General features: G+C 66.0%; 20 protein-coding genes. 12 read left to right on the top strand and 8 right to left on the bottom strand.

What is annotated here, in order from left to right; all coding sequences use genetic code 11:
- The first annotated feature begins 44 nt into the window (after positions 1-44).
- Positions 45-2,609 carry an oligosaccharide flippase family protein gene (locus tag DEQ92_RS16275; protein ID WP_199522762.1) on the top strand — a complete coding sequence of 855 codons (2,565 nt, stop codon included), beginning with the start codon at positions 45-47 and terminating at the stop codon, positions 2,607-2,609.
- Positions 2,610-2,716: 107 nt separating this feature from the next.
- On the opposite strand, the gene DEQ92_RS16270 is transcribed toward DEQ92_RS16275, so the two are convergent.
- From DEQ92_RS16270 to DEQ92_RS16260, 3 genes are all read right to left on the bottom strand, one after another.
- Complete coding sequence (locus tag DEQ92_RS16270) at positions 2,717-3,949, bottom strand: glycosyltransferase (RefSeq protein WP_115805809.1); 1,233 nt, start codon at positions 3,947-3,949, stop codon at positions 2,717-2,719.
- Between the two features lie 61 nt (positions 3,950-4,010).
- Positions 4,011-5,639, bottom strand: a complete 1,629-nt coding sequence (locus tag DEQ92_RS16265) for a right-handed parallel beta-helix repeat-containing protein (protein ID WP_115821130.1) — start codon at positions 5,637-5,639, stop codon at positions 4,011-4,013.
- Between the two features lie 105 nt (positions 5,640-5,744).
- Positions 5,745-6,773, bottom strand: coding sequence for a glycosyltransferase family 2 protein (locus DEQ92_RS16260; RefSeq protein ID WP_004977894.1), 1,029 nt, complete (start codon positions 6,771-6,773; stop codon positions 5,745-5,747).
- A gap of 163 nt (positions 6,774-6,936) precedes the next feature.
- Between DEQ92_RS16260 and DEQ92_RS16255 the strand changes: the two genes are divergently transcribed.
- Entirely contained in the window at positions 6,937-7,608 is a 672-nt protein-coding gene (locus DEQ92_RS16255) for a helix-turn-helix domain-containing protein (RefSeq protein WP_004977892.1), read from the top strand.
- A 76-nt stretch (positions 7,609-7,684) separates the two neighbouring features.
- Here DEQ92_RS16255 and DEQ92_RS16250 read toward each other — a convergent pair whose 3' ends face one another.
- The 3 genes from DEQ92_RS16250 to DEQ92_RS16240 all read right to left on the bottom strand — a co-directional run bounded on the left by DEQ92_RS16250 (position 7,685) and on the right by DEQ92_RS16240 (position 11,023).
- On the bottom strand, positions 7,685-9,202 hold the full coding sequence (locus DEQ92_RS16250; protein WP_004977890.1) for a hypothetical protein: 1,518 nt from the start codon (positions 9,200-9,202) through the stop codon (positions 7,685-7,687).
- Between the two features lie 160 nt (positions 9,203-9,362).
- Entirely contained in the window at positions 9,363-9,932 is a 570-nt protein-coding gene (locus tag DEQ92_RS16245) for a metal-dependent hydrolase (protein WP_004977888.1), read from the bottom strand.
- Positions 9,932-11,023: a DUF1616 domain-containing protein gene (locus tag DEQ92_RS16240; protein WP_115805811.1), complete on the bottom strand. Its 1,092-nt coding sequence runs from the start codon at positions 11,021-11,023 to the stop codon at positions 9,932-9,934. Before DEQ92_RS16240 ends, DEQ92_RS16245 begins: the two co-directional genes overlap by 1 nt.
- Positions 11,024-11,328: 305 nt before the next feature.
- On the opposite strand from DEQ92_RS16240, the gene DEQ92_RS24430 reads away from it, so the two are divergent.
- From DEQ92_RS24430 to DEQ92_RS24125, 8 genes are all read left to right on the top strand, one after another.
- Positions 11,329-11,457: a hypothetical protein gene (locus DEQ92_RS24430; protein WP_255564070.1), complete on the top strand. Its 129-nt coding sequence runs from the start codon at positions 11,329-11,331 to the stop codon at positions 11,455-11,457.
- Positions 11,454-12,035 (top strand): acyltransferase, encoded by a 582-nt coding sequence (locus DEQ92_RS16235; RefSeq protein WP_004977883.1) that lies wholly within the window; start codon positions 11,454-11,456, stop codon positions 12,033-12,035. The genes DEQ92_RS24430 and DEQ92_RS16235 overlap by 4 nt, the downstream gene beginning before the upstream one ends.
- Complete coding sequence (locus DEQ92_RS16230; protein WP_115805812.1) at positions 12,032-13,420, top strand: nucleotide sugar dehydrogenase; 1,389 nt, start codon at positions 12,032-12,034, stop codon at positions 13,418-13,420. Before DEQ92_RS16235 ends, DEQ92_RS16230 begins: the two co-directional genes overlap by 4 nt.
- Positions 13,413-14,699, top strand: coding sequence for a nucleotide sugar dehydrogenase (locus tag DEQ92_RS16225; protein ID WP_050460241.1), 1,287 nt, complete (start codon positions 13,413-13,415; stop codon positions 14,697-14,699). Before DEQ92_RS16230 ends, DEQ92_RS16225 begins: the two co-directional genes overlap by 8 nt.
- A gap of 10 nt (positions 14,700-14,709) precedes the next feature.
- Positions 14,710-15,735 carry a DUF354 domain-containing protein gene (locus tag DEQ92_RS16220; protein ID WP_115805813.1) on the top strand — a complete coding sequence of 342 codons (1,026 nt, stop codon included), beginning with the start codon at positions 14,710-14,712 and terminating at the stop codon, positions 15,733-15,735.
- A 141-nt stretch (positions 15,736-15,876) separates the two neighbouring features.
- The gene (locus DEQ92_RS16215; protein ID WP_233516884.1) at positions 15,877-16,980 is read left to right on the top strand and encodes an ATP-grasp domain-containing protein; all 1,104 of its coding nucleotides are present in this window, start codon (positions 15,877-15,879) and stop codon (positions 16,978-16,980) included.
- 33 nt (positions 16,981-17,013) lie between these two features.
- The gene (locus tag DEQ92_RS16210; protein ID WP_115805814.1) at positions 17,014-18,981 is read left to right on the top strand and encodes a glycosyltransferase family 39 protein; all 1,968 of its coding nucleotides are present in this window, start codon (positions 17,014-17,016) and stop codon (positions 18,979-18,981) included.
- 240 nt (positions 18,982-19,221) lie between these two features.
- Positions 19,222-19,680, top strand: a complete 459-nt coding sequence (locus DEQ92_RS24125) for a hypothetical protein (protein ID WP_233516883.1) — start codon at positions 19,222-19,224, stop codon at positions 19,678-19,680.
- A gap of 115 nt (positions 19,681-19,795) precedes the next feature.
- Here the strand turns inward: DEQ92_RS24125 and DEQ92_RS16200 are convergent, their stop codons facing one another.
- A complete protein-coding gene (locus DEQ92_RS16200) occupies positions 19,796-20,797 on the bottom strand; it encodes a thioredoxin domain-containing protein (protein WP_115805815.1) in 1,002 nt (333 codons plus the stop codon).
- A 367-nt stretch (positions 20,798-21,164) separates the two neighbouring features.
- On the opposite strand from DEQ92_RS16200, the gene glmS reads away from it, so the two are divergent.
- Entirely contained in the window at positions 21,165-22,973 is a 1,809-nt protein-coding gene (gene glmS / locus DEQ92_RS16195; protein ID WP_050460247.1) for a glutamine--fructose-6-phosphate transaminase (isomerizing), read from the top strand.
- Between the two features lie 24 nt (positions 22,974-22,997).
- Entirely contained in the window at positions 22,998-24,707 is a 1,710-nt protein-coding gene (locus DEQ92_RS16190; protein ID WP_115805816.1) for an asparagine synthase-related protein, read from the top strand.
- Between the two features lie 169 nt (positions 24,708-24,876).
- Here the strand turns inward: DEQ92_RS16190 and glmU are convergent, their stop codons facing one another.
- Positions 24,877-26,058, bottom strand: coding sequence for a bifunctional sugar-1-phosphate nucleotidylyltransferase/acetyltransferase (gene glmU, locus DEQ92_RS16185; RefSeq protein ID WP_004977869.1), 1,182 nt, complete (start codon positions 26,056-26,058; stop codon positions 24,877-24,879).

The following is a 26,058-nucleotide window of genomic DNA, read 5'->3' as shown; positions in this document are numbered from 1 at the left end:
CCGGCGAGGAAGCCCGGCGAGAGCGACGCCGACGGGTGGTGTGAATGAAGCGGAACATGGTCACCGCGTTCCTCTCCATCTTCGGGGGGCGCATCTTCATCGTGCTGTCCTCGGTGGTGCTCACGCCGCTTCTCATCACGACGCTCGGGTTCGAACTGTACGGTCGCTACGGCACGCTCACCGCGGTCTTCGGCATCTCGACTATCTTGATGAGTTCCGGCATCAACAGCGGTGCCCGGAAGTTCCTCGCCGAAGACCGCTCGATTTCGGACTGGCAGACGCACGTGTTCGGCTACTACTTCCGCCTCGGGACGGTCCTCGCGGTGCTGACCGCGCTCGCCTTCGCCGCCGCCGCGCGGTTCGGCGTGGTCACCCGATTCCTCGGCCCGGAGTACGTCGTCGGCTTCTACGGTCTCGCCGGGCTCACCATCGCGACGCAGTTCCGCGAGTACGCCCGTCGGTCCCTGATGGGGCTCAAACAGGAGCACCTCTCGGAGCCGCTTCGGGTGTTCAACAAGGTCGGAACCCGGCTCGCGCTCATCGGCATCGCCTACCTCGGGTACGAAATCGGGGGGCTGATGGTCGGCCTCATCGTCGTCAACAGCCTCGTCGCGCTCCTCGCGCTGTGGTGGGTCCGCAAGAACGTCTCGCTTCGCGGCATCTTCAGCACGACGCCGCGGGAATTCCCGACGAAGGAGCTGTTCAGTTTCAACCACCTCTCGGTGGTCTACATGCTGTTTCTCACGTCGATGTACCACGTCGACGTGCTGATGCTGGCGTCCCACGTCACGGAGACGCGCGTCGGTTACTACAAGTCCGCGCTGGTCATCAGCCAGTTCCTCTGGGTCATTCCCCGGTCGATTCAGTCGATGCTCGTGCAGTCCGTCTCGGACCTGTGGGCGGACGAACGAATCGACCAGATAAACGAAATCGCCTCCCGCGTCACCCGATACGGGATGCTCGTCATCGTCCTCCTGTCGCTCGGGCTGGCAGCGCTCGCGAAGGACTTCGTCCCGCTGTACCTCGGTTCGGGGTCGATGCCCGTCGTCACGCCGCTTCTCATCCTGCTCCCGGGGACTATCGGCTTCGCGGTCGTTCGGCCCATCCTCGCAATCAGCCACGCGAAGGCCGACATGAAGCCGCTCATCGCGGCGACCGGCGCCGCGGCGGTTCTGAACATCATCTTGAACGTGGTTCTCATCCCGCGTCACGGCATTCTCGGGGCCGCCGTGGCGACGACCATCGGGTACTCCTCGCTCCCGGTGTTCAATCTCGCCAGCGCGCGCTACCTCGGGTTCAAGCCGTTTTCCGACGCTCGACTCGTGCGAGTGCTCGCGACGGGGTTCATCTCCGGGGTGCCGATCTTCCTGCTCTCGATGACCATCGAGAGCAGTCTCCTCGCGCTGGTCGTCGTCCCGGCCGTCGGCTTCCTCGTCTTCGTGACGGTGGCGTTCGTGGTCGGGGCCGTGGACGCCGACGAGGCGCTGGACCTGCTGAGTTCGCTTCCCGACCCGGTCGGTTCCCGCGCCACCGCGATACGCGCCCGTCGCGGCGGCGCCAGCGGCGACGCCGGGAGTCCCGCGTGGGGCGACGAGTCCTGGACCGACCGGCACAAAAACACGCTGCAACGCGTCCTTCTCGTCGCCGGTATCCTGCTTTCGCTCTCCGGCGTCGCGCTGGCCGTCGGCGTCCCGAGCGTCGGCATCGCTCCCTCGGTCGACGGCGACTCGCCGGTGCCGCAGGTGAACAACACCACCCCGGTCACCGACACGCCGATGCCGACGACCGACACGCCGGTGACGACGACGGCGACCGAGACTGCCACGCAGACGACCGAGACGGCGACGACGACGAACACGACCAGTCCGCCGTCGAACACGACGACGACCGAGTCGGACGACGGCGGCGGCTGGCTCTGGGGCGGTGACGACGACGATGACGACGACGGCGATGACAGCGACGACCAGACGACGACCGCGTCGCCGACGGCGACCGAGACGCCGACGAACAACACGACGACGGCGACGACGACCACCTCGTCACCGACGACGACCGAGACGCCGACGAACAACACGACGACAACGACCACCTCGACGTCGACGGCGACGGAGACACCGTCGAACAACACGACGACAACGACGATGACGACTTCGTCACCGACGACGACGGACACCACCACGACGGCCGAGACAACGACAACGACTGACACGGAAACGACGACCACAGACGCGACGACTACGACGACCGACACGGCCACGACAACGACAGAGACGACCGATACCGCGACGACAACCACGACGGAGATGACGACAGACACGACGACAACTACGACCACGAACACCACGACAACTTCCACGGACACCGAGACCACGGCCGACACGACAACGACGACTGACACGACCACGACCGATACCGCGACGACGACCGACACGACCGAGACCACGACGACGTCGAACACGACCGACAGCGGGTCGACGCTCCTGATGGCGCAACCGCTTTCGGCGGCCGAGTGGCTCGATTTGCAGTCGTCTCCGCTCGGCGGGTCGCCGTGGTTCTACTCGGTTCTGTTCGTCGGAATCGTGGCGCTCACCGGTCGAAGCGCGCGCTAACGGACCGTTTCGATTTTCTTTCGACGCCGACCGTCGGGCCCCGAGTGCTACGCGGGTCGTCAACCGAATAGAAACAGATAGCGGGACCCGGCTCTCGCTTCGTCGCCTTACTGCGCGGCGGTAACCGTCTGTCGCTCGGCCTCGGATTCGGCCTCGTCGAGGACTTCGACGTAGAGGTCGGCGATGTCCTCGCAGACGTTCTCCCACGTGAACTCGTTCGCGTACGCCTGAATGGCGTCCGCGTCCCACGGCCCGCGGAGGGCATCGACGACGGCGTCGGCGAGTTCGTCGTGCGACTCCGGTCCCTCGACGAGGGTGCCGTAGTCGTCGCTCGTGACGACCTCTTCGCTTCCGCCGTTTTTGGTCGCGACGACGGGCGTCCCGCAGGCCATCGCCTCCAGTTGGACGACGCCGAAGCTCTCGCTGTAGCTCGGGAGGACGAACACGTCGGCCGCGTTCATCCAGTCGTTGAGCGTCTCCGAGTCGACGTAGCCGAGCAGGTCGGTCCGGTCGTCGATGCCGAGTTCGCCCGCGAGCGATTCGAGTTCGTCGCGCATGCCGCCCTGCCCGCCGATGACGAGCCGCGCCTCCGGTTCGGACTCGTGAACCCGCGTCATCGCTCGCAGCAGGTGTTGGAAGCCCTTCCGCGGTTTCAGCGTCCCGAGCGCGAACACGACGGGCGCGTCGTCGTCGACGCCGAGTCGCTCGCGGGCCGCGGCGGTGGAGACGCGCTCGAACGCGTCGGTGTCGTAGCCGTTCGGAATGTGGACCACGTCGCCGTTGTAGGGGTCCAGTTTCGAGCGGTCGCGTCGGTTGACGCGAACGAGTCGGTCGGCGTCGGTCCACGCCCGCTTCAGCCGGGCGTTGTCGGAGGCGAGCTGCGTTTCGAACCAGTCGCGGTTGGCGTGGACGGTGAGGACGTACGGGATACCGAGTTCCTCCTTCAGGCGCGCGCCCACGTACCCCGAGGTCCACGTCATGTGGCAGTGAATCAGGTCGAACGAGACGGGGTGGTCCGCCAGTTTCTTGCGGACTTTCCGGGCGTGTTGCTGTCCGAGGAGGTGCTCGCGCTGCGCGTCGACCGGGAGGTACAAAAGCGGCGTCTCGATGACGTGCACGTTGTCCGGCACGTTCGTCGTGGCGATTTTGGCGTCCTTTCCGAACCCCTCGCCGCCGCTCACGGGGAGGCGAGACGCCACGTCGGCGAACCAGTTGTACCTGACGCAGACGGTGACGGAATCGAAGTACTCCGCGAGCACGTCGACCTGCGACTTGACGAAGTGTTTGTAGCCGTGTGAGACGACGAGGAGGTCCTTGTCGGCCAGTCGGTCGTGGTCCATGCGTTACCCGCAGTTGCGTACCGACCCCCATGATTATCGGGTCGGTAAGCTCTCGTTCGTCTCAGACGGGTGGCAGTTCGGTGTTGTCGACGACGAACCCCTCCGCGCCGCCGTCGATGTAGCCGCCGTAGAGCACCGAGTCCATGACGACCACGTCGGTCCCCTGTGAGTACAGTTTCATGGCTTGCCGCCCGCTGAGGGACCGCGCGGTGATGCCGTCGAAGCGCGTCCGGTTGCCCTTGTTGATGAAGGGGTGGTGCGTCGCCTCGTAGGTCCCGCCGACGAACAGGGCGTCGTCCGCGAGAATCTCGGCGCAGCGTCGGTAGCTCTCGCCGGGTTGGTGGACGGTCAGGTTCTCGAACCGGGCGTTCGCGCGCTCGACGCGAATCGCCTCGCGCTGGCCGTCGCCGGGTGCCGAACCGGTGATGGTGACGTTCTTGACGAGCACCATCGGGTCCTCCGGGGCGTTGTCACCCTGGAGGTAAATGGCGAAGTTCGACCCGTGGATGTCGATGGTCGTGTCGAGGACTTCGAGGCGGCCCGCGCCGGGAGTCACCTGAATGCCGCGCGCACAGCCCTCGTCGTCGTTGAGGACGATGCTGCAGTTCTCGATGACCGAGGTCTGTGCGTCGTCGAGGATGCGAATGGCGTTCTCCGCGGAGCCCGTGACCTCGATGGTGGTGTCTTCGATGCGGAGGTCGGCCCCGTCGTCGAGGCGGATGCCGCGCTGGCTGATGCCGGGGACGAGTTCGTCGATGACGACCGTCGCGCCGCGGATACTGCTGCCGTACCCCTTGAGCCGAATCGAGGAGACGGTGCTGTTCTTGTACGTCCCGCCCTCCACGTGGACGACGCCCTTCGACCCCGAGACGTACAGCCCGTTGTCCGGGAACCGACCGAGTTCGCAGTCGACGAAGCGGAGCGTCCCCGCGCTGTTCGGGTCGATGAGTATCCCGGTGGGGCCGAGGGTGATGTCGCCGATGGTGTCTTTCGTGAACGCCGCGCCGTCGGGCGCGCTGAACCGCTCGACGGTGCCGGTCCCGCCGGCGGTGGTCACGCTGAACAGCGCCGGGCCGAGAGTTCCGGTGTCGTGTTCGCCCGCGATGGTGATGTCGCGGACTTCGAGCCCGTCCGTGACGTAGGCCTCGACGGCCCGAATCCCGGTCTGCGGGGCGGTGAAATCGAACGTGAACCCCTCGAAGAGGAGGTCCTTGCCGGGGGCGTAGATGACGCCGAGCCGGAAGAACCGGGCCGCACCGGTAAACTCGCCTTCGGTGACGACGTTGCTGTCGATGGCGTCGATTCGGCCGTGCGTGAGCGTCGCGTTCGGCCCGTAGAACCCGAGGTTCTCGAACCCGGTCTTTCGGAGTTGCCTGTGCATCAGGTATCGACCCTCCGGGAAGACGAGGAGCGTGTCGTCCGCGACGTGCCGCGAGAGCACGTCGTCGATGGGTTCGATGCCCTTCGGGTCGGCCCCCGCATCGACGACGTTGACGACGTTCGAGAACCGGTCGAGGTACGCCTGCGGAACGTCGACGCTCATCGCGTTCGCCTCGACGCTGTTGACGGGGTGCGACAGGTAGCTTCCGACCGCGAGGGTGCCGACGGCTCCGAGGAGATACGAGCGCCGCGTGAACTTCGGGCCGCGGGAGTCATTCGCGTCGGTATCGTCAGATTGCGTGAATCTCATACAACCAAGAACGTCGTATACTCACGAACGTTCCCGGCTTCACATGTTCAGCCTTTAAGTGTGCCCGCGGATTTCGGCGGCCTTCGGCCCCCGATTCCATCCGGGTTACTCGCTCGGAACCTCGGTCTCGTAGGTGTCGTCGTCGACCCGAATCTCGAGCGCTTCGTTGTCGTCGTGGTCGAGGACCGTGCCGAAAAGCAGGAACGTGATTCCGAAGAGGAGACCGATCGCCCAGCTGCCGAGGCCGCGTGAGTCGCCGTCACCGCCACCCGTCAGCCCCGAGCCGATGAGGCCGATGGCCGCGACGCCCGCGATGACGGTTCCGAGGTAGTAGAACGCCGCGAGCGGGTGGAAGTCGCGGAGCATGTACTTGTTTTTCAGCCGCCAGAAGTAGTTCCGGAGCAGCATGCCCGAGACGCGGGGGACGTACTCGCCGTAGTTGATGTGGCTCTTCCAGTCGTCGTCGTAGAGGTACTCCGCGGAGCAGGCGATGTCCGCGACGCGGAGGTTCTCGGCGTTGAGTTTGACGAGCAGGTCGTTGCAGTAGCCGTAGTACTCGTACATGTTCTCGATGTCGGCCTGCCGCAGCGCCTCGTGGGAAATCGCGGTGTAGCCGTTCTGCGGGTCCATCGTCTTCCAGTAGCCGCTGGCGAACTTCGTCAGGTACGAGAGGATGGAGTTGCCGACGAGTCGATAGCCCGGCATGGCGTCGAGGTCCGACTGCTCCATGAACCGGTTGCCCTTCGCGTAGTCGGCGTCGCCCTCCGCGATGGGGTCGAGGTACTTCGCCAGCTCGTCGGGGTTCATCTGCCCGTCGCCGCCGAGGACGGCCGTGATGTCGACTTCGTCTTCCAGCGCGTGGAGGTAGCCCGTCTTGAGCGCGCCGCCGACCCCGCGGTTCTCCTCGTGTTGAATCGGGACGACCACGTCGTCGTACGCCGTCGCTTCGGGGGTGTGGTCCTCGTTGAACGCGTCGGCGTGCGTCACGATTTCGTCCCACGTCCCGTCTGTCGACCCGTCGTCGACGACGTAGGCCAGGTCGACGAACGAGGGGAGGGTGTCGATGACGTCCCCGACGTAGCCCGCTTCGTTGTAGGCCGGCACGACGACGGCGATTGAGTTGTCTTTGTACATTGTAGTCGGAGTCCTACCGAACTGTGGACGTTTCGGTGTCGTTATTATGGGCATCGTAGTTGCTCACAACCCGCCGACAGGTACGGGAGCGAATCCGCTGAGACGCGGCCACAGACGCTTATCATCCGCATAATAACCCGTTCCGATTATCGAACAACAGGCGATGCACGAGGACCGCAGGGGCGACGACGCTCGACCGATATACTTGGAGATAACGCTCGAGGACCCGAGGCTGATTCTCTCGTCGTTCGTCACGGGACACCGGGGGCCGGTCGAACTCGAATTTCAACCGACCGAGGGCTTCGGCTGGGACTGCGCGTTCGTCGTCGTCGAACAGGGTCCCGTCGATTCAGTCGGGGCGTCCCTCGTCGTCGACCCGACCGTGATAGAGGCGGATTTCCTCGGCTCCGTCGGCTCCGACCGCCGGTTTCGCGTCCTCTTCGGGAGCGGCGTCCGCCTGATTCCCCCGTCCTCGACCGAGATGGGCGTTCGAGTCATCTCCGTTCGACACGAGGACGGCAGGTGGTCCATCCAGATGCACCTCCCCGCTCACTCGACGCTGCACCGCGTCCAAGAACACTACCACGACAACGACATCTCCTTCCGGGTAAAGCGCCTCCACGTCGCCCGCGACACCGACGTGGGCTCCGAGACGGCGCTCCTCCCGGGACAGCGCGAGGCGCTTCTCGTCGCCCACGAACACGGCTATTTCGAGGTTCCGCGGCGGTCCTCGCAGGGCGAACTCGCAGCCATCCTCGGCATCTCCAAGTCGGGGGTCTCACAGCGGATTCGTCGGGCCATCTCGCGACTCATCGAGGCGACCCTGTCGCCGTGACTCCGTCCGGGCGAGCGGTGAGAAGGTAGCCGCGCCCGCCGCGACGCGGAGTCGACTCGGGACCGACCGTCGCGGCTCAGAACCAGTTTCCGTCGTACGCGACGTCGACGTCGCCGTACTCCCAGACGCCGTTGTGAATCACCGACTCGGCGACGTCGACGCCGGTCGAGCCGTCGATGACTTTCATTCCCTCGTAGTCGTCGTGCGATTCGGAGGTGATGCCGCGGAACGTCGTCCCGTCGGCGTCGTTGACCAGCGGAATGTGGCTCGTGTCGTAGTCACCCCAGACGAACGTGCTGCCGTCGCCGAGTACCTTGACCGCGCGCCGGTAGTCGCCGCCGGTCTGCTCGACGTCGAAGCGGTCGAGCGTGCAGTTCCCCCGTTCGAGTCGGACCGCGTGCCGACCGCTCGACCCGTCGCCGGAGCCGCCGACGCTCGACTTGAGAACGTAGACCGGGTCCGCGTCGGCGCTGCTCGGTCCGCCCACGACGAGCGCGTGACCGCTGGTGTTGAACTCGATATCGGTGTTGATGATATCGATTCTCCCGGCCCCCGGCGAGACGGTGACCGCTTTCGTCGGCACGTCTCCGTTGACGATGACGCTCGAGTTCTGAATCCGCGCCCACTCGACGTCGTTCTGGACGCTGATGGCGCGCCCGTTCGGCTCGTCGATTCGGACGACGGTGTCGTCTATCCAGTTGTACGCGCCGCCGTCGAGTCGGATGCCCCGCTGGTTCGTGTCGTCGGTGCGGCGGTCGTCCACGATGACGGTCGCGCCGTGAATCGAGCTGTAATCGCCCGAGAGCCGGATGTTGGAGATGTTGCTGTTCTTGAACACGCCCCCGTCGACGACGACGCGACCGCCCTCGGTCGAACAGTAGAGGCCGTTGTCGGGCCAGGCGCCGACCTCGCAGTCGCGCACCCAGAGCTTGCCGTCGTGGTACGGCGACACGATGATTCCCGTGGGCCCCACGTCGATGTCGCCCGGCGTGTTGTCCGAGAACTCGCCGCCGTCGGGAATCCTGATGTTCTGGACGGTGCCGATACCCGACGCGTCGGTGACGTCGAACGCGAACGGGCCGTACTTCCCGCTGTCGTGCTGGCCGACGACGGAGAGGTCCCTCGCGAGGAGGTCGTCTCTGACCTGCGCTTGGACGACGCGAAGCCCCGTGTCGTCGGCGGTAAAGTCGAACTCGAAGCCCTCGACGACCAGGTCTTCCCCCGGTTGCTCGAACGTTCCTAACTTGAACAACCACCTGCCGTCGTAGTCGGCGGCCGGGACGATAGTCGCGTTATCCCCCCGCAGTTCGAACCCCCGAAAATCGACGTGACGGAACGCGTCGTCCATGAGATACTCGCCTTCCGGGAAATACAGAACCGTGCCGTCGTCGCACTGAATGTCGTCTAAGACCGGGCTGATAGACTCCCCGCCGGTCGGGTCGGCCCCCTCGTCGACGACGTTGTACCAGTCGTCGTCGCCGTCGGCCGATGCCGTCCCGGCGAACGAAACGGCCGCGGCCGCCCCGCCGATGCCCTTCAGTAGCTGTCTCCGAGAGACTGTCCTCCTGCGCTCTTCTGCGCGCTGATTCCGCATCGAGAGAACGTCTCTGCCTCTGTGTAATGAGTATTTTTAGCGTTTATCGTATTATTCAAACAGAATGTCCCTTTACGGCGTTGATTAGGGATGCAACTGTTGCTCAGGGTCGCTTTTGTCAAATTATATTCTCGTCATCCGTTACAAGACGGACCGCGAATCAGCGGCGCAGGTCGGCGGCGCGGCGGGCCCACCGAAGCCCCGGCGTTCCGTCGAGCACCCACAGCAGGACGACCGCCCCGAAGACGGCCGCGTAACCGACGACGAGCCCCGTGTTCTCGGGGCTCAGCATCTGATAGAGGAACGTCTGGAAGTACTCTGCGAACCGCTGGACGAAGCCGAGGTCGTTCGAGTACGGCTCCCGCGGCGCGACCGGCCAGAGCACCCGCCCGACGTTGGGCCCGTTCGCCCGGAGCGCGAGCACGTCGCCGACGAGGTGCGACCCGTACCCGGCGACCGCGGCGACCGCGAGCTTCGCCCTGTTCCGCGTCCAGAGCGCCCCCGCGAGGAGTCCGACGAGCGGTGCGCCGACGAGGAGCGAGTGCGCCGGGCCGTACCCCGTCGCGACGACGCCGAGCGTCCACGACAGCGGCTTGTCCACGAGGTCGGGAACCTGCGTCATCAGCGCGAGGGTGACGCCGGCCGCGTCACCCATTGGCGGGCCCCACGCGGCGCGGTTCGCGAGGGAGTACAGCACGTAGCCGAAGACGAGATGCTCCCACGGCCACATCAGGCCGAGGCCCCCCCAATCGAATCCGGCCGACCGAGTTGCGCGGTGTTGTCACCGCCGCCACCGTCACTGACCGAAACGACCAGTTGGACGGTCCGATACGAGTTCTCGCGGTTCGCATCGTCCGGAGCGTCACCTTTGTAGACGTGATAGACGAGTCGGAGCGACTCGCCGGACATCGTCGGTCGAACGTCCTGTTGGACGTAGGCGGTCTCGTTGTCCCCGACCGACGCTCGCGTTCGGTCGAGTTCGCGTTCTTCGACCACTCGCGTCCCGTTCGGCGTCCTGTCGAGCCGCTGCAGCTCCGTGACGACCGTGTACGTCGTCGACTCGTGTTCGTGGTTCTCCAGCGCCAGCGTCACCGGGACCGACTCCCCCGGACTGAGCTGCTGGGGGTAGCCGCTGGCCTCGTAGTCCGACCCGTTTTGGGTCACGAGGTACGCTTCGGTGAAGTCCGACTCGGGTGCCTGCGTCTCGACCATCGCGAACCCGACGCTGCTGAGGAACGCGACGACGCTCACGACCACGAGGAGGTTGACGGCGAGCGAGACGGGCGAACTCCGCGACTCGGAGGAAAGCGGGGACGTGACCGCTCCGGCGGTCGACGCCACGCTCCCGAGGACGGTACTGAGCGGCGGGGCTCCGGCCCGCACGTCCGGGGGCAGCAGCATGCGCCGGGCGACGGCGACCGCGGTGAACAACATCGTCACGCCGAACACGCCGAGCGCGACGATGCTCGCGTCGAACCCCTGTCCGACGAGGTTGGTGACGAGCGCGACCGCGGCGACGAGCGCGAGGCTCAACGCCGCCGAGAGGACCAGTCGAACGGAGTAGAGCAGTCCGGCGGTGTGACGCGTCGGTCGCGTCAGCGCCGACTCGTCGCCCAAGGTGTCGGACTCGACGTCCGACCGCCGTTCCGGGAACACCGCGGCGAGGAGCGCGTATCCCGGGTAGAGGACGATGAGCGGCACGACGAACAGACTCCGGACGACGGACCCGGAGAGACCGAGCATGACCACCGCGAGCGCGGCGATAGACCCCGCGACGACGAGGAGTACGTCGAGTGTCCAAAGACGGGTAGACGACTTCATCACCCGCGCCTTGACAGGCCGTGTTGAAAAATGGCCGCGACCGTTCACGCTCGAAATCGGGCGAAAGAGCGGCTTAGCGGTCTGATAAGGGCGGATAGCTGACTGCGTCGACGGCGGCGCTCCGGGGGTGACGCTCCGAAAAATCGAGGAATTCCGACGCCGGTTGGTGAGCGTTCGCACGGCCGGAACGACTCGTTTCCCGCCGTCTCGGGGCGTCTGCGGGCTTATCGTCCCGATAATAATGGCCGCTTCGCGTGACCTCCGTTTCGAATCGCGGGCCACACGGTCCGCGGCGTGACCAACACATGCGCACCAAAACCAAACTCCTCGCGGCGCTCGTCGCACTGTTCGTGCTCGCAACCACCCTCCGGTCGGACGGCGACGGGTCGCCCTCCGGCGAGGCCGAGACGACCGCCGATTCGGCTCAGACATGAACCTGTACGTCACGGGCTCAAACTGCGAGATAGACGACGACGTCACCCTCGGGTACCCGGCCGGCGACGACTCACAGCAGACGATCGTCGGCGACGACGCCCGAATCCGCTCGGGGACCATCGTCTACAGCGACGTGACCATCGGCGACGGCTTCGTCACCGGTCACGACGCGCTCGTCCGCGAAGACACCCGAATCGGCGACAACGTCGTCGTCGGCACCGACACCGTCATCGACGGCACCACGACCATCGGGTCGAACGTGAGTCTCCAGACCCGCGTTTACGTTCCGACTCACACGCACATCGGCGACGACGTGTTCGTCGGGCCGGGCGCGGTGCTCACGAACGACCCGTATCCGGTCCGGCAGGACGTCGAGATGACCGGGCCAACGCTCGAAGACGGCGTCTCGGTCGGCGGGAACGCGACCATCCTCCCCGGCGTGACCGTCGGCGAGAACGCGTTCGTCGCCGCCGGCGCGACCGTCACCGAGGACGTTCCGCCGGAGACGCTCGCGGTCGGAACGCCCGCCGAACACCGCCCACTCCCGGCGAAGCTTCAGGGAGCGAACACCATATGAGCACGCAATCTTCAGTCACGACCATCTACGGCTCCGAACGCTCCGAAGACGAACAGATAGCCGCGCTCACGTCCGGCGACGTGCCGGTCGGCGTCTACGGCCTCGGCAAGATGGGGCTTCCCCTCGCCTCCGTCTACGCCGAGACCACCGGCAACGTCACCGGCGCGGACATCGACACCGACGTCGTCCGCGAGATAAACGCCGGACGGAACCACATCGTCGGCGAACCCGGGCTCGACGACCTCGTCGAGGAACTCGTCGAGGACGGCGCGCTCGTCGCCAACACGGAACCGCGCGAGGTCGCCGCCGAGGCGAGCATTCACGTGGTCATCGTCCCGACGCTCGTCGACGAGGCGGGCCGGCCGGACCTCTCGGTCATCGAGGCGGTCGCCAGAGACATCGGGAAGGGTCTCGACGAGGGCGACCTCGTCGTCTTCGAATCGACGCTCCCGCCGCGCTCCTGTCGCGACGCGCTCCTCCCGCTTCTCGAATCCGAGAGCGGCCTCTCGCTCGGCGAGTTCGGCCTCGCGTTCTGCCCCGAGCGGACCGCCTCCGGGCGCGCGCTGAAGGACATTCGCGGGGCGTACCCGAAGGTCGTCGGCGGCGCCGACGACGAGAGCGCCCGCGCCGCGTCGCTCGTCTACGACCAGATATCCTCGAACGAGGTCATCACCGTCTCGGACACGACGACCGCGGAGGCGGTCAAGGTGTTCGAGGGCGTCTACCGCGACGTGAACATCGCGCTCGCCAACGAACTCGCGACCCACGCGGGCGAGTTCGAAATCGACGTGACCGAGGCCATCGACGTGGCCAACACCCAACCGTTCTGCGAGATTCACACGCCCGGCGCGGGCGTCGGCGGCCACTGCATCCCGTACTACCCGCAGTTCCTCATCAACGAGTTCGAGACGGGGTCGCCGCTCATGGAGACGGCTCGCGCCGTCAACGACGAGATGCCGCACGTCACCGCGCAGGCGGCGCTCGACCGACTGGCGGCGCAGGGCGTCGCCCCCGAGGACGCGACCGTTCTCGTCCTCGGTCTCACGTACCGCGCCGGCGTCGAGGAGATTCGCAAGACGCCGGCGCTCCCCGTCGTCGAACACCTCGACGAAGCGGGCGCGGACGTGGTCGCCACTGACCCCATCCTCGACGACACCGCCGTCTTCGAGGAGGCCGGCGCGACGGTCATGCGCGGCGTGACGAGCGACGACCTGTCCGCGGACGCCATCGTCCTCGTGACGGCCCACGAGTCGTTCGACCACCTCGACGTTCCCGCCTTCGCCGCCGACGACCGCCCGGTCGTCTTCGTCGACGGCCGGCAGGCCGCGACGGAGTACCGCGACCACGAACGAGTCGACTACGAGGGAATCGGTCTCCATGACTGACACCGTCTGCGTCGTCGGCCTCGGCTACGTCGGCCTGCCGCTGGCCATCGAGTTCGACCGCGCCGGGAAGTCGGTCATCGGCTACGACGTCGACCCCGACAAGGTCTCGACGCTCTCGGCGGGGACGGACCCCACCGGCGACGTGACCGACGAGGGCGTCGCGGCCTCCGACGTGCTGTTCACGACGGACGCGACACACATCTCGGACGCGGACTTCGTCATCGTGACGGTCCCGACCCCGGTCGACAGCATGGAGAATCCCGACCTCAAGTTCGTCGAATCCGCGGCCGAGACTATCGGTCGGCACGTCTCTCCGGGGACGACCGTCGTCCTCGAATCCACCGTCTATCCGGGGGCGACCGAGTCCGTCCTCGTGCCCGCGCTCGAATCCGAGTCCGACCTCGCCGTCGGCGAGGACGTGTTCGTCGGCTACTCGCCGGAGCGCGCGTCCCCCGGCGACACCGGGCGGAGCGTCAAGGACGTGGTCAAGGTGGTCGGTGCCGACTCCGAGGCGGTCCGCGAGCGCCTCGCCGACCTCTACGGGAGCATCGTCGACGCCGGCATCCACCGCGCGCCCGACATCGAGACGGCGGAGGCGTCGAAGGTCATCGAGAACGTCCAGCGCGACATGAACATCGCGCTCGTCAACGAGCTGGCCGTCGCGTGCGACCACATGGGGCTCACGACCAAGGACGTACTGGAGGCCGCGGGGACGAAGTGGAACTTCCACGACGGCTACTCCCCCGGATTCGTCGGCGGCCACTGCATCCCCGTCGACCCGTTCTATCTCACCTACCGCTCCAAGCGCGAGGGCTTCTCGCCGAAACTCGTGTTGCAGGCGCGCGAAATCAACGAGTACGTCCCGGTTCACGCCGCCCGCAAGGCGGTCAAGACCATCAACGAGTCGGGCCGCGTCCTCCAGGACACGCGGCTGCTCGTCCTCGGACTCGCCTACAAGCCGGGGGTCGGCGACATCCGCAGCTCCGACGTGAGCACGATGATAGAGAAACTCGACGAGTTCCACGTCGACTGCGTCGGCTACGACCCCCACGCCGACCCCGACGAGTCGCGGGCGGTCTTCGACATCGACGTGGTCGAGTCGGTCGACTTCGAGGCGTACGACGGCGTCGTCGTGGCGACCGGCCACGAGGAGTTCGCCGACTACGACCTCGACGAGATGGCCGCCGCGCTCGGGTCGGACCCGGTCATGATAGACGTGGCCGACGTGTTCGACGCCGACGAGGCCGACGAGCGCGGCTTCCACTACGCGCAGCTCTGAGACACCGCCGATGGACATCCTCATCACGATTCAGCACCCCGCGCACGTTCACTTCTTCAAGCACGCCATCGACGAGTTCGAGGCCCGCGGCCACGAGGTCCACGTCCGCGCCCTCGACAAGGACGTCGCCGTGGACCTCCTCGACGAGTACGGAATCGACTACGAGGTCGTCGGCTCCCGCGGCGATTCGCTGGCCGGCGTCGCGCTCTCGACGCTCGGTATCGAGTACCGACTCTTCCGCGCCGCGCGGGATATCGACCCGGACGTCGTCGCCTCCATCGGCGGGTTCGAGGCCGCCCACGTCGCGAAACTCGTCGGCGCCGAGTGCGTCGTCTTCACCGACACGGAGCACGCGACGCTCTCGAACGCGCTGACGTTCCCCTTCGCCGACGAGGTCGCCACCCCGAAGTGCTACCGCGACGACGCCGGCTCGAACCACCACCGGTACCCGAGTTACCACGAACTCGCGTACCTCCACCCCGACCGGTTCGCCCCCGACCCGGCGGCGCTCGACGGCCTGCCGGTCGACGCCGACGACACGTACGCGGTCGTCCGGTTGGTCAGTTGGGGCGCGGCGCACGACATCGGCGACGAGGGCCTCGACGGCCTCACCGACCTCGTCGGTCGCCTCGAAGACGCGGGCGCGACGGTACTCATCTCCGCAGAGGACGACGCGCTCCCGCCCGAACTCGAAGGGTACGCCATCACCATCGACCCGCACCTCATCCACCACGTGCTCGCGTACGCCGACCTCTTCGTCGGCGAGAGCGGGACGATGGCCTCCGAGAGCGCCGTGCTCGGGACGCCGACCGTCTACGTCCACAGCGCGAACCCCGGGCTCATGCGCGACCTCGCCTCGTTCGACCTGCTGTTCGGCTACCACGGCGAGCACCGGAACGAACGCGCCGCGGACCGGGCGGTCGACATCCTGCGGTCGACCGACGCCGACTGGGAGGCCCGTCGGCAGCGGCTCCTCGAAGAGAACGTGGACGCGACGGACGTCATCGTCGAACGGGTTCTCGCGGCCGTCGAGTAGCGGCCGTCGAATCGCCTCTCGAACGCGCGTCTCTCGCTCGTTTACCGGCCGGGTCGTCCCCGGACGAACACGTCGATTTTCGACGGTTCACGCCTTTTATCTGCTATATAATAAGGGGCCGTTGGTGTCTGTCTCGTCTCGATGACACTGCTGGATACAGTCCGACCGTCGAGCCGGGACGGCGATGTGACCGTGCTGGTGACCGGTGCCGGTACCTTCGGCGCTTCGGGTATCATCAAGGCGATTCGCCGGGCCGACGCGTTCGACGCCCACATCGTCGGCGTCGATACGGACCCGGACGCCTACGGCTTCAGCCTCGTCGACACGGCGGAGACGGTCCCCGCCGGCGACGCCGACGCGTTCGTCTCCGAGCTGCGTTCGGTCGCGCGCCGCGAGAACGCCGACGTGATTTTCCCCCTCAACGCGGCGGAAGTCGAGGCCCTCTCCGAGGCGAAGCCCGCCTTCGAGAGCGAGGGTATCGAAGTGATGGCCGTCTCGCCCCAGTCGCTCTCGATTGCCAGAGACAAAGGGCGGCTGTACGACGAACTCGTCAAGCAGGCCCACCCGATGGCACCCGAGTTCTACCGCGTCTCCTCGTTCGACGAGTTTCTCGACGCGGTCCACGCGCTCGGCTACCCCGACCGCCGCGTCTGCTTCAAGCCCCCCGTCAGCAACGACAGGCGCTGCTTTCGCGTCCTCGACCCGGACATGGACCGGTTCAACGCGCTGTTGAACCAGAAACCGAACAGCACCGTGACGACGCTGGACGACGTGCTTCCCGTCCTCCAGGAGACAGTCCAGTTCCCCGAACTCATCGTGATGGAGCATCTCCCCGGCGAGGAGTACACCGTGGACGCCCTCGTCCGGGACGACGAGACGCCGGTTCTCGTCTCACGGTCGCACGCCGCGACCTGCGACGACACCTCGTTCGTCGGCACCGTCGAAAAGAACCCGGAGCTCCTCCGGGACACGCACGAGCTCTGTTCGCTCTTCGGGTTGGAGTACAACGCCACGTTCCGGTTCAAATACACCGCCGACGGGACGCCGAAACTCGTCGACGTCCACCCGCGAATCTCCCGGTCGGTCACCGCTTCGGTCGGTGCGGGAGCCAACATCCCCGCGCTCAGCGTGCAGTACGCGATGGACCGTGAGCTTCCCGAACTCGACATCGAGTGGGGAACCCACGTGACCCGCGACTGGCAGGACGTGTTTTACGGCCCCAATACGGACCCGACCACAATCTGACGGACTTCCTTCGACACAACTCTCAGCTCATACATGACGATGCTCTCATCGATATTCGACCGATTGCGACGAGTCGAGCTCGACGTGCTCGCGGCGGGCCTCGGGGTCGTGCTCGCGCTCGCGTTGTTCCCGCTGCGGTTCCTCTCGTCGCAGATTTTCATCGTGACGCTCCCGATACTCCTCGGCGTCGGCAGTCTCCTCTATCTCGCGGCCGCCCGCGGGAGGGGGACCACGGACGGCCTCCCGACGCTCGCGCCGTCGCTCGTGCGACTCATCTCGGCCGGCGTCTTCTTCGGCCTCGCCGTCATGGTCGTCCTCGCAGTCGTTCAGGGCGAACGAAGCGTCCTGTTCATGGACGTCGGCGGCGTCGTCGGCGCGCTCCTCCTCGGGCAGATACTGCTCGCCCCGGACGACGAACTGCGGCCGAGCGTCTTCCTCGCGGAGATTCTCGTGTACTCGTTCGTCGTCCGATTCGCCGCGCTCTACACCGCGCCGGGTTACATCGGAATCGACATCTGGTCGCACACGACGTTCGTCCAGATGATTCTTCGGGCGGACTCGCTGTCCGCCATCAACGACATCAAGTACTACGCGTCGCCGCTGTTCCACCTTCTCACGGCGGCGTCGACGCACCTCCTCGACCTGTCGCTTCGGAACGCGCTGTACCTCTCGGTCGGCGTCGCGATGCCGCTCGTCCCGATTTTAGTCTACGGAACCGCACGACTGCTCGTCCCGCTCCGGTGGGCGCTCGCCGCCGGCGCGCTGTACGCGATGGGCGACCAGGTCGTCCGCTGGGGCATCCACCTCATCCCGACGAGCCTCGGCCTGCTGTTTTTCCTCGCGTGTCTGTACTGCCTCGTGCGGATAACCCACGCCAGCGAGCGGTGGCGCGACTTCGGCCTGCTCGTCCTGTTCAGCACCGCCGTCATCCTCACCCACCAGGTGTCGTCGTTCATCATGTTGGTGCTCCTCTTCGCGGGGTTCGTCGCGCAGGTGTTGCTCCGGTTCGACTTCTTCACCGAGGACCCCGACCCGCTTTCGTTCTCGGGCGGCGGCTCCACCCCGGTGAACCTCGCGGGGCTCGTCGGGTTCAACCTCGGACTCATCGTCTTCACGTGGTCGCTGACGCCGTACCAGGGCGACACCTTCCTCGAAACGGTCATCAACTACCTCGTGTTGAACCTGTTCAACGCCGGGTTCCTCCAGGGCGTGGGCGGTAGCGGCGGGTCTGCCGGCGCGTCCGGTGCGGCCGGTTCGGCCGGTCAGACGTTCCTCTCGCAGCTCTCGACGTACGTCACCGAAGCCGGGTTCCTCATGCTCGTCTTCGCGGGTCTCATCGGGTGTCTCACGGTGCTCAACCGCTCGCGGGCGACGCAGACGACGTACACGTTCGTCGGCGCTATCGTGGCGATGCTGTTCGTCGTGCTCGGGCTGCCGCTCGTCGGTATCGAGAGCTTCGTCCCCGGTCGCTGGTTCGCGTACCTCTACGCCCTCCTCGCCATCATCGGCGTCCTCGGGTTCCGACACCTCGCGAACCGGACCTCGCTCAAGGTGGTCGGCGTCATCCTGCTCCTGTTCGTGCTCGTCTACCCGAACGTGATGCTCATGTCGAACGACGGCGCGATGGACAGCCCCGCGTTCCCGGACCAGCACGAACGGCTCTCGTACACCGAACAGGAACTCGCCGCCATCGACACGTACGAGTCGGCCCGCTCGTCGCAACGGGGCGGCGAACTCTACACCGACCTGCCGTACGGGACGGTCTGGGAGCGGACGAACGCGTATCCGGCCGAACCGTTACCGGCCGAAGAGGGCAGGCCGGTCCCGCAGGGGATAACGGCCTATCGGGAGTACCAATCGCAGAGCGCCTCGTACTTCCCGAACGAACGGGACGTGGCCACGAACCTCGACCCGTCGAAGACCGAGGTCTGTCCGCCGACGACCAACTACGTCTACGCGAACGGCGAGGTAACCATCTGTTCGCTCCCCGGCGCTAACTGACCGTCCGGATCGCCGTCGTTCTTTTTTGTCGCGGTGTTCGCGTCGGGTGTTCTCGTTGTGACGCGGGCGGTGAAGCGGTACGTCTCGGGATTTCGTGAAGAGCTGTTTTAGCGGCCTTGAAAAGGCTACACAGGTCGGTTGAACTTCTTCAGTGGGTGTTCTTGTCCTGTGCCGTCACGCGATTCGAGAGCACACAAAGCATACGGCGGAACGAGTAACATATCTATCAGAATGCGACGATTGTCCCTCCAGACGCTCGTGGCCGTGTGCCTCGTCGTCTTTGCCGGGTGTGCAACGACTGGGCAGACAACGACTACTGCATCGCCAACAGCTACGACACAGGCAGCGACAGCGACAACCACGGCAACCACGACAGCCCCGGCCACCACACAACCGACAACTGTCCCGCGAGCCGAACGCGTGCCGTTCGTCCTTGAGAACGAAGCTCATTCGAGCAAGAGCGTCCACCTCGTAATCAGCAACGAGTCGACCGTAGTCTACAACGACACGGTCGACCTCGATGCGGGGGCAAAGCGCCACGTGGCTACGCTGACCGGTCAGGAGAACACCTACGACGTCACGGCCACGATGAACGGGAGTTCCTTCGAGAGACCCGTTACTCTCAACGCCGGACTCCTCCAGAGCGGAATCACAATCAACGAATCCGAGGAGTTCGAATACAGCTACGTAATCAACTGATTCTCGCGGAAATCACTGGTGGTGGGCGTGCATCTCCGTCAACGAGCTATCTGCGTCTCACAGCGACCGGACGGCCTCACACCGAAAAATCGGACCGCGGCAGCGCCGGGAAGAACTAGAACGCGTCGTCGTCGTCCGACTCGGTCGTCTCGTTGGTTTCGAACGTCGTCGAACTGTTGTTCGCCGCGCCACTCTCGTTTCCGCCGGCCGACGACCCGAACGAGGTGCCGTTCTCAGTCGAGTTCCCGCCGAACGTGGAGTTGTTCTCGGTCGTCGTTCCGCCGAACGTCGACCCGCCGTTCGCGACCCGTTCGAGCTGTTCCCTCGTCGCTTCGGGGTCGACCGTCGGTGCCGTCACCCCGCCGTCGGAGGCGACTCGGGGGACGGTCGTGATGTCGAGTTCGGCCGCGCTGTCGGCGGACAGCTGGACGCTCTGGGCGTACGCGCGCGACCGAATCGCCCGCCGAATCTGGTCGATGCCGTTCGCGTCCGCCGCCTCGGCGAATCGGACGAGATTTTCGGTCGTCGCCCAGTCGCGACGCTCCTGCGGCTGGTTCGCGAAGACGTAGGAGAAGTACGTCCAGAACGACTCGGGGTCGATGTTCCAGACCGCGAGCCCGGCTTCGCTCGCACGGGGCGCGTCCGGCCCGAGGTACGGCTCGCCGTCCATGTACGCCACGTTCCGGAACTCGATGGAGAGGTCGCCGGTCGCGACGAAGTCCTCGACCAACCCGCCGAACTGCCGTCGCACGAACTCCTGGGTGTACGGGCACTTCCAGCTCCCGTAAACGGTCACCGTCGTGTCGGCCGTTCCGATGGTCGGATACCGCGCGTCGGTCTGCAACGACGGGAGCGCGCCCGTCTGGAGCTCGAACGACGGGTCGGACACCGTCTTCGGACGCATCTCGACGGACGCGTTCGCGTCGGTCTCGTTGCCCGCGGCCGTCCGCGTCTCGGGCTGCGCGGTCGTCGTCTGCTGTTCCGGCTGCCCCGCCGGCGTGTCCGCCCCGCCGGTGTTCGCCTCCTTGGCGAAGCTCGCACAACCGCTCAGCGAGGCGATGGCCGCGACGCCGGATAGTTTGAGAATACTCCGTCTGTCTGTCTCTCGGTCAACCATACTCCACACCTGGGCGTGAACGGCATTATTATCGGCCGTGTAAGGCGTTCCGGCGCTCGCTCTGTGGCCTGTTCGGTGCCTAATTCGTCGTTCGACCCGCCGATGCCACGTTTCCGAGAAACCGCACGACAGCGACGCGCTTGCTTCGGTTGTGGAGTCGCCGCCGTCCCTTAGCGCGTCTATAGTAATGGCCGCTTCTCCGTATCGTGGTTTCACGGACAGCCCAAGCCGCTGACCCCACAAACCATGACACATCAGAAACAACATCGGGGGGAGTCGAACAGTTCCGCCCCGTCCGCCCTGAACCGACCACAGCCAACGACGACCGGGACCGCGCGTGTCTCGCAGTCCTCGGAGGGACGCTAACATGTGCGGAATCATCGCTCACGTCGGTGAGAAGCGGGCTATCAGCCCGCTCGTGACCGGACTCGAGAAACTGGAGTACCGCGGCTACGACTCCGCCGGTATCGCGGTGAAAAACGGCTCGGGACTCGACGTGTGGAAGTGCTCGGGGCAGGTTTCCGACCTCAAGGACACCATCGACGGGGTCGAATCGAGCGCGACCCTCGGTATCGGCCACACGCGATGGAGCACCCACGGGCCGCCGACCGACGAGAACGCGCACCCGCATACGAACCAGACGAATCAGGTCGCCGCGGTCCACAACGGCATCATCGAGAACTACGCGACGCTCAAAGAGTCCCTCGAAGCGGAGGGATTCGAGTTCACGAGCGACACCGACACCGAGGTCATTCCGAACCTCGTCAGCCACTACCTCGACCGCGGAAACGAGCCGCTGGCGGCGTTCGAGCGCGCGGTCGACGCGCTCGAAGGGAGCTACGCCATCGCGGTCGTCGTCGACGGCAACGACTCCATCTACGCCGCCCGCCAGGGGTCGCCGCTCGTCCTCGGCGTCGACGAGAACAGCTACTATCTCGCCAGCGACGTGCCCGCCTTCCTCGACCACACGCGAAACGTCGTCTACCTCGAAGACGGCGACACCGTCGAGGTCCGCGCCGACGGCGTCGACATCACCGACGAGGACGACGAGACGGTGCGGCGCGAAGTCGAGACGGTCGACTGGAACCCCGACGAGACCGGAAAGGGGCAGTTCGACCACTTCATGCTCAAGGAGATTCACACGCAACCGACCTCGCTCCAGAAGACGCTCGAAGGGCGTCTCGACCCGGAGGCGGGCGATATCGACCTCGACATCGAGACCGACCTCTCGGACGTCGACTCCGTCCAACTCGTCGGTTGTGGCACATCGTACCACGCCGCGCTGTTCGGTGCGAGCCTCCTGAACCGCTGTGACGTTCCGGCGCGCGCGATTCGCGCGAGCGAGTACGACCTGACGACGGGGTCGCTGACGGACAACACGCTGTTCATCGCGGTCACCCAGAGCGGCGAGACGGCGGACACGCTCAGCGCGCTTCGGCAGGTCAACGAGGAGGGCGTCGAGACGCTCGCGGTGACGAACGTCGTGCAGTCGACCGCCGCCCGCGAGGCCGACGAACCGATTTACATCCGCGCCGGCCCCGAAATCGGCGTGGCCGCCACGAAGACGTTCTCGTCGCAGGCGGCGGTGCTCACGCTTCTCAGCCAGCACCTCTCCGACATCGTCGACTCCGGCGTTCCCGCCGACAACCTCGACCGGCTCGTCTCCGATATGGCCGAACTCCCCGACGCCGTCGAACAGGTGCTCCAGACGAGCGACGCCAAGCGGCTCGCGCGCGAGTACCTCGACATGAACGCGTACTTCTTCATCGGCCGCGGGCTCGGCTGTTCGGTGGCCAAGGAGGGCGCGCTCAAGTTCAAGGAGATCACCTACGAGCACGCGGAGGGGTTCGCGTCCGGCGAACTCAAACACGGCCCGCTGGCGCTCGTCACCGACCGAACGCCCATCTTCGCGGTCTGTACTGACGGCAGCGGCAAGACGGTGACAAACGCCGAGGAGGCGAAGACCCGCGGTGCGCCCATCGTCGCCCTCGGTCCGTCGGACCATCAGATAATGGACACCGCGGACGAACAGCTCTACGTTCCCGACAGGCATCCCGTCTGTGCGAACCTCCTCGCGAACGTCCAGCTGCAGCTCCTGTCGTACTACTGCGCGACCGAGTTGGACCGCGAGATAGACAAGCCGCGAAACCTCGCGAAGAGTGTCACGGTCGAATAACCTCACGGAGACCAGCCACCCACAATGAACAAAGAACTGTTTGGCGTCCTCGACGACGACGGGGCCTTCGACGACCTCGCGTCTCGTTCGAGCTTCGACTGGGTCGCCGACGGCGAGCGCGCGACCGTCGCTATCCGCGACCCCGCACTCGGGTTCCCGGGACGCTCATCGACGTATCGAGACGAGCGAGGGAGCTGTATCGTCTGGGGCGAGGCGTTCTCCCCCGACGACGTTTCGACCCCGACCGCGGAGTACGCCTTCGAACGGTACGCCGCGGTCGGAGCCGACGCGTTCGGTGAACTCAACGGGTCGTTCCTCGTGTTCGTCGAACTCGACGGCGACGCGGTAGTCGCCTCGGACCCCGCCCGCACGTGGCAGTGTTTCTACACCGACACGCCCGACGGGCGGGTGTTCGGCACGAACCCACAGCGCGTCCTCTCGGCGGCAACCGGGCTGGAAGTCGACACCCGCGGCCTCCTCGAATACATCCACATGGGGGTCGTCGTCGACGAGCGGACGGTCTACAGCCGACTCAGCTGTATCCCGTTCGACGGCTACTTCACCGCCGACGAGTCGGGGACGCTCTCCCGGTTCGTCTACGACCCCGCCGACCCAGACGAGTTCGACTACGTCGACGAGCTCGCGGCGCGCCTCGAACGGGCGATAGCCCGCCGGTCGAACTTCCCCGGCAAACAGGGCGTGCTCCTGAGCGGCGGCTACGACTCGCGGGCAATCGTCGCCCAGCACCCCGACATCGACGTCTGTTACACGCTCGGCGCGGCCGACCACCCCGAAGTCGAAGTCGCCCGGAACATCGCGAACCAGTACGGTGCCGACCACGAGACGCTCGTCCCCGACGACGACTACATCAACGTCGACGAGGAGGTCATCGAGTACTCGCTCGGCACGCGCGAGTCGGTCCACGTCCACCACGCGGGCTGCGACGAAACGATGGACGCCGACACCGTCTTTCACGGACTGCTCTTCGACACGTTCCTCCGCGGACATTTCCTCCCACAGAACGTCGTCGAAGTGTTCGGTAATCGGTTCCCGTTGCAGGGTCTGGACCCCGACCCGGACCCCGCCGAGGTGCTGTCGTCGAAGTTCGGCTACCACCCGGCGTGCGACCACGTCTTCCCCGAGTGTTACGACGAGTTCGACACGAGCATGGAGTTCATCGACGACGTCGTCGACGAGCAACTCGACAAGTGGTCGGACCGATACGACAACGTCTACGACAGCATCGAACTCATCGGAATCCAAAACCAGCCGTCGGTCCCGTTCCACTTCGAGCTATCGGACAACTACATCGAGTCGTTCGTCGCCGCCGACGCCGAACTCATCGACTGGCACCTGAAGACCCCGCCCGAAAAGCGCAACACGAACACGATGATGGCGGCGATGCGGAAACTCAACCCGGATATCTTCCGCCACCGGCCGCCGGACAGACCGCACAACTCGTTCAGGAAGAACCAAATCGAGAAGTTCGTCCGCCGGAAAGTCCCCGGTATCGAGCCGTTCAGTTCGCCGTGGCCCGACATGGAGGCGCAGTACGACCGGAACGAACTCGACCGCAAACTGTTCCCCGGCTACCCGAGCATCCACGAGCTTCCGGTCAGGGTCAAGCTCCGAATCAACGACATCACCACGTGGATGAACGCCGCGGACGACGACAGCGTCCTCACCCCCAACGACGTGCTGTGTCCGCCGGTGCGGATGCTCACCGACTCCTGAACTCCGCAGCTCTTCTTCCCGTCAGTCCGTCTCGACGACGCGCCCGCCGGCCCCGCAGTCGCCCCATCCAGACATCGACACCTGCGGGTGTCGGTGTCGGTGTCGGTGCCGGCATCGACAGCGCGTGACCTACGGGAGTAAACGAGCGGAAAAAGAGCGACCCGTCGCGTTATCGGTCGGTCGACACGGTCTCGCCGGGCATGGTACGAGCGCCTTCGGAGAGTTTCACCCCGGCGTTGAGCGCCGTGTTGATGCCGGTCTTCGCGTCGTCGCCGACGACCGCGCCGAACTTTCGGCGGCCGGTCGAGACACGTTCGCCTTTGACCGTCACGGAGACGGCCTCGCCGTCGTGGCGGAGGTTGGCGACGTTCGTCCCCGCGCCGAGGTTGACGCGGCGGCCGACGACGCTGTCGCCGACGTACGAGAGGTGGCCGACGCTCGTCTCCGCGAGGAGGACGCTGTTTTTGATTTCGACGGCGTGGCCGACGTGGACGTCGGGTCCGACGAACGTGCACCCGCGAACGTACGCGTTCGGTCCGACCGTCGCGCCCGCCGAGATGTAGGCGGGTCCCTCAACGACGGAGCCGTCTCTGACGGTCGCCCCCTCCTCGACGACCACGTCGCCTTGGACCGTGGCGTCGTCGCTCACGTCGCCGTCGACGCGGCGGTCGAACGTTCCGAGCTTCCACTCGTTGGCTTCGAGGAGCTCCCACGGGCGTCCAACGTCCATCCAGCGGTCGAGCGTCACCGGAGAGACGTTGAACCGGTCGATGACCCGGTCGAGAACGTCGGTGAGTTCGCGCTCGCCGCGCTCGCTCAGCGGGACGTCGAGCATGTCGCGGGCCTCGGCGGGAAACACGTACGCGCCGGCGTTGACGAGGTCGTTCTGCGGGGCGTCGGGTTTCTCGACGATTTCCGCCACCGCGCCGTCGCTGACGTTCAACACGCCGTAGTTGGAGGGGTTCGGGACGCGGACCGACGCGATGCTCGGTGCCGCGTCGAACAGGGCGTCGATTCCGGCGGGGTCGTAGAGGTTGTCGCCGTAGAGGACGGCGAACGCGCCGTCGATGTGCTCCTTGGCTGCGCGAACCGCGTCTGCGGTCCCCTGCTGTTCGTCCTGTTCGACGTACGAGACCGGGACGCCGCGGTAGGACGAGCCGAAGTGCTCGCGCACCGTCTCTTGGCCGTAACCGACGACCATGACGAGTTCGTCGGCACCGGCTTCGACCGCCGCCGCGGCGGTGTGGCCGACGATTGGCCGTCCGGCCACGGTCAGCATCGGTTTCGGAACCTCGTTCGACAGCGGGCGCATTCGCGTGCCGCGTCCGGCCGCCAGTAGAATCGCTTGCAT

It is taken from the genome of Haloferax sp. Atlit-6N (genome assembly GCF_003383195.1).
Taxonomy (GTDB): Archaea; Halobacteriota; Halobacteria; order Halobacteriales; family Haloferacaceae; genus Haloferax; species Haloferax gibbonsii.
Note: the sequence above shows the minus strand (reverse complement) of the source record. Positions and strands in the feature narration are given on the sequence as shown.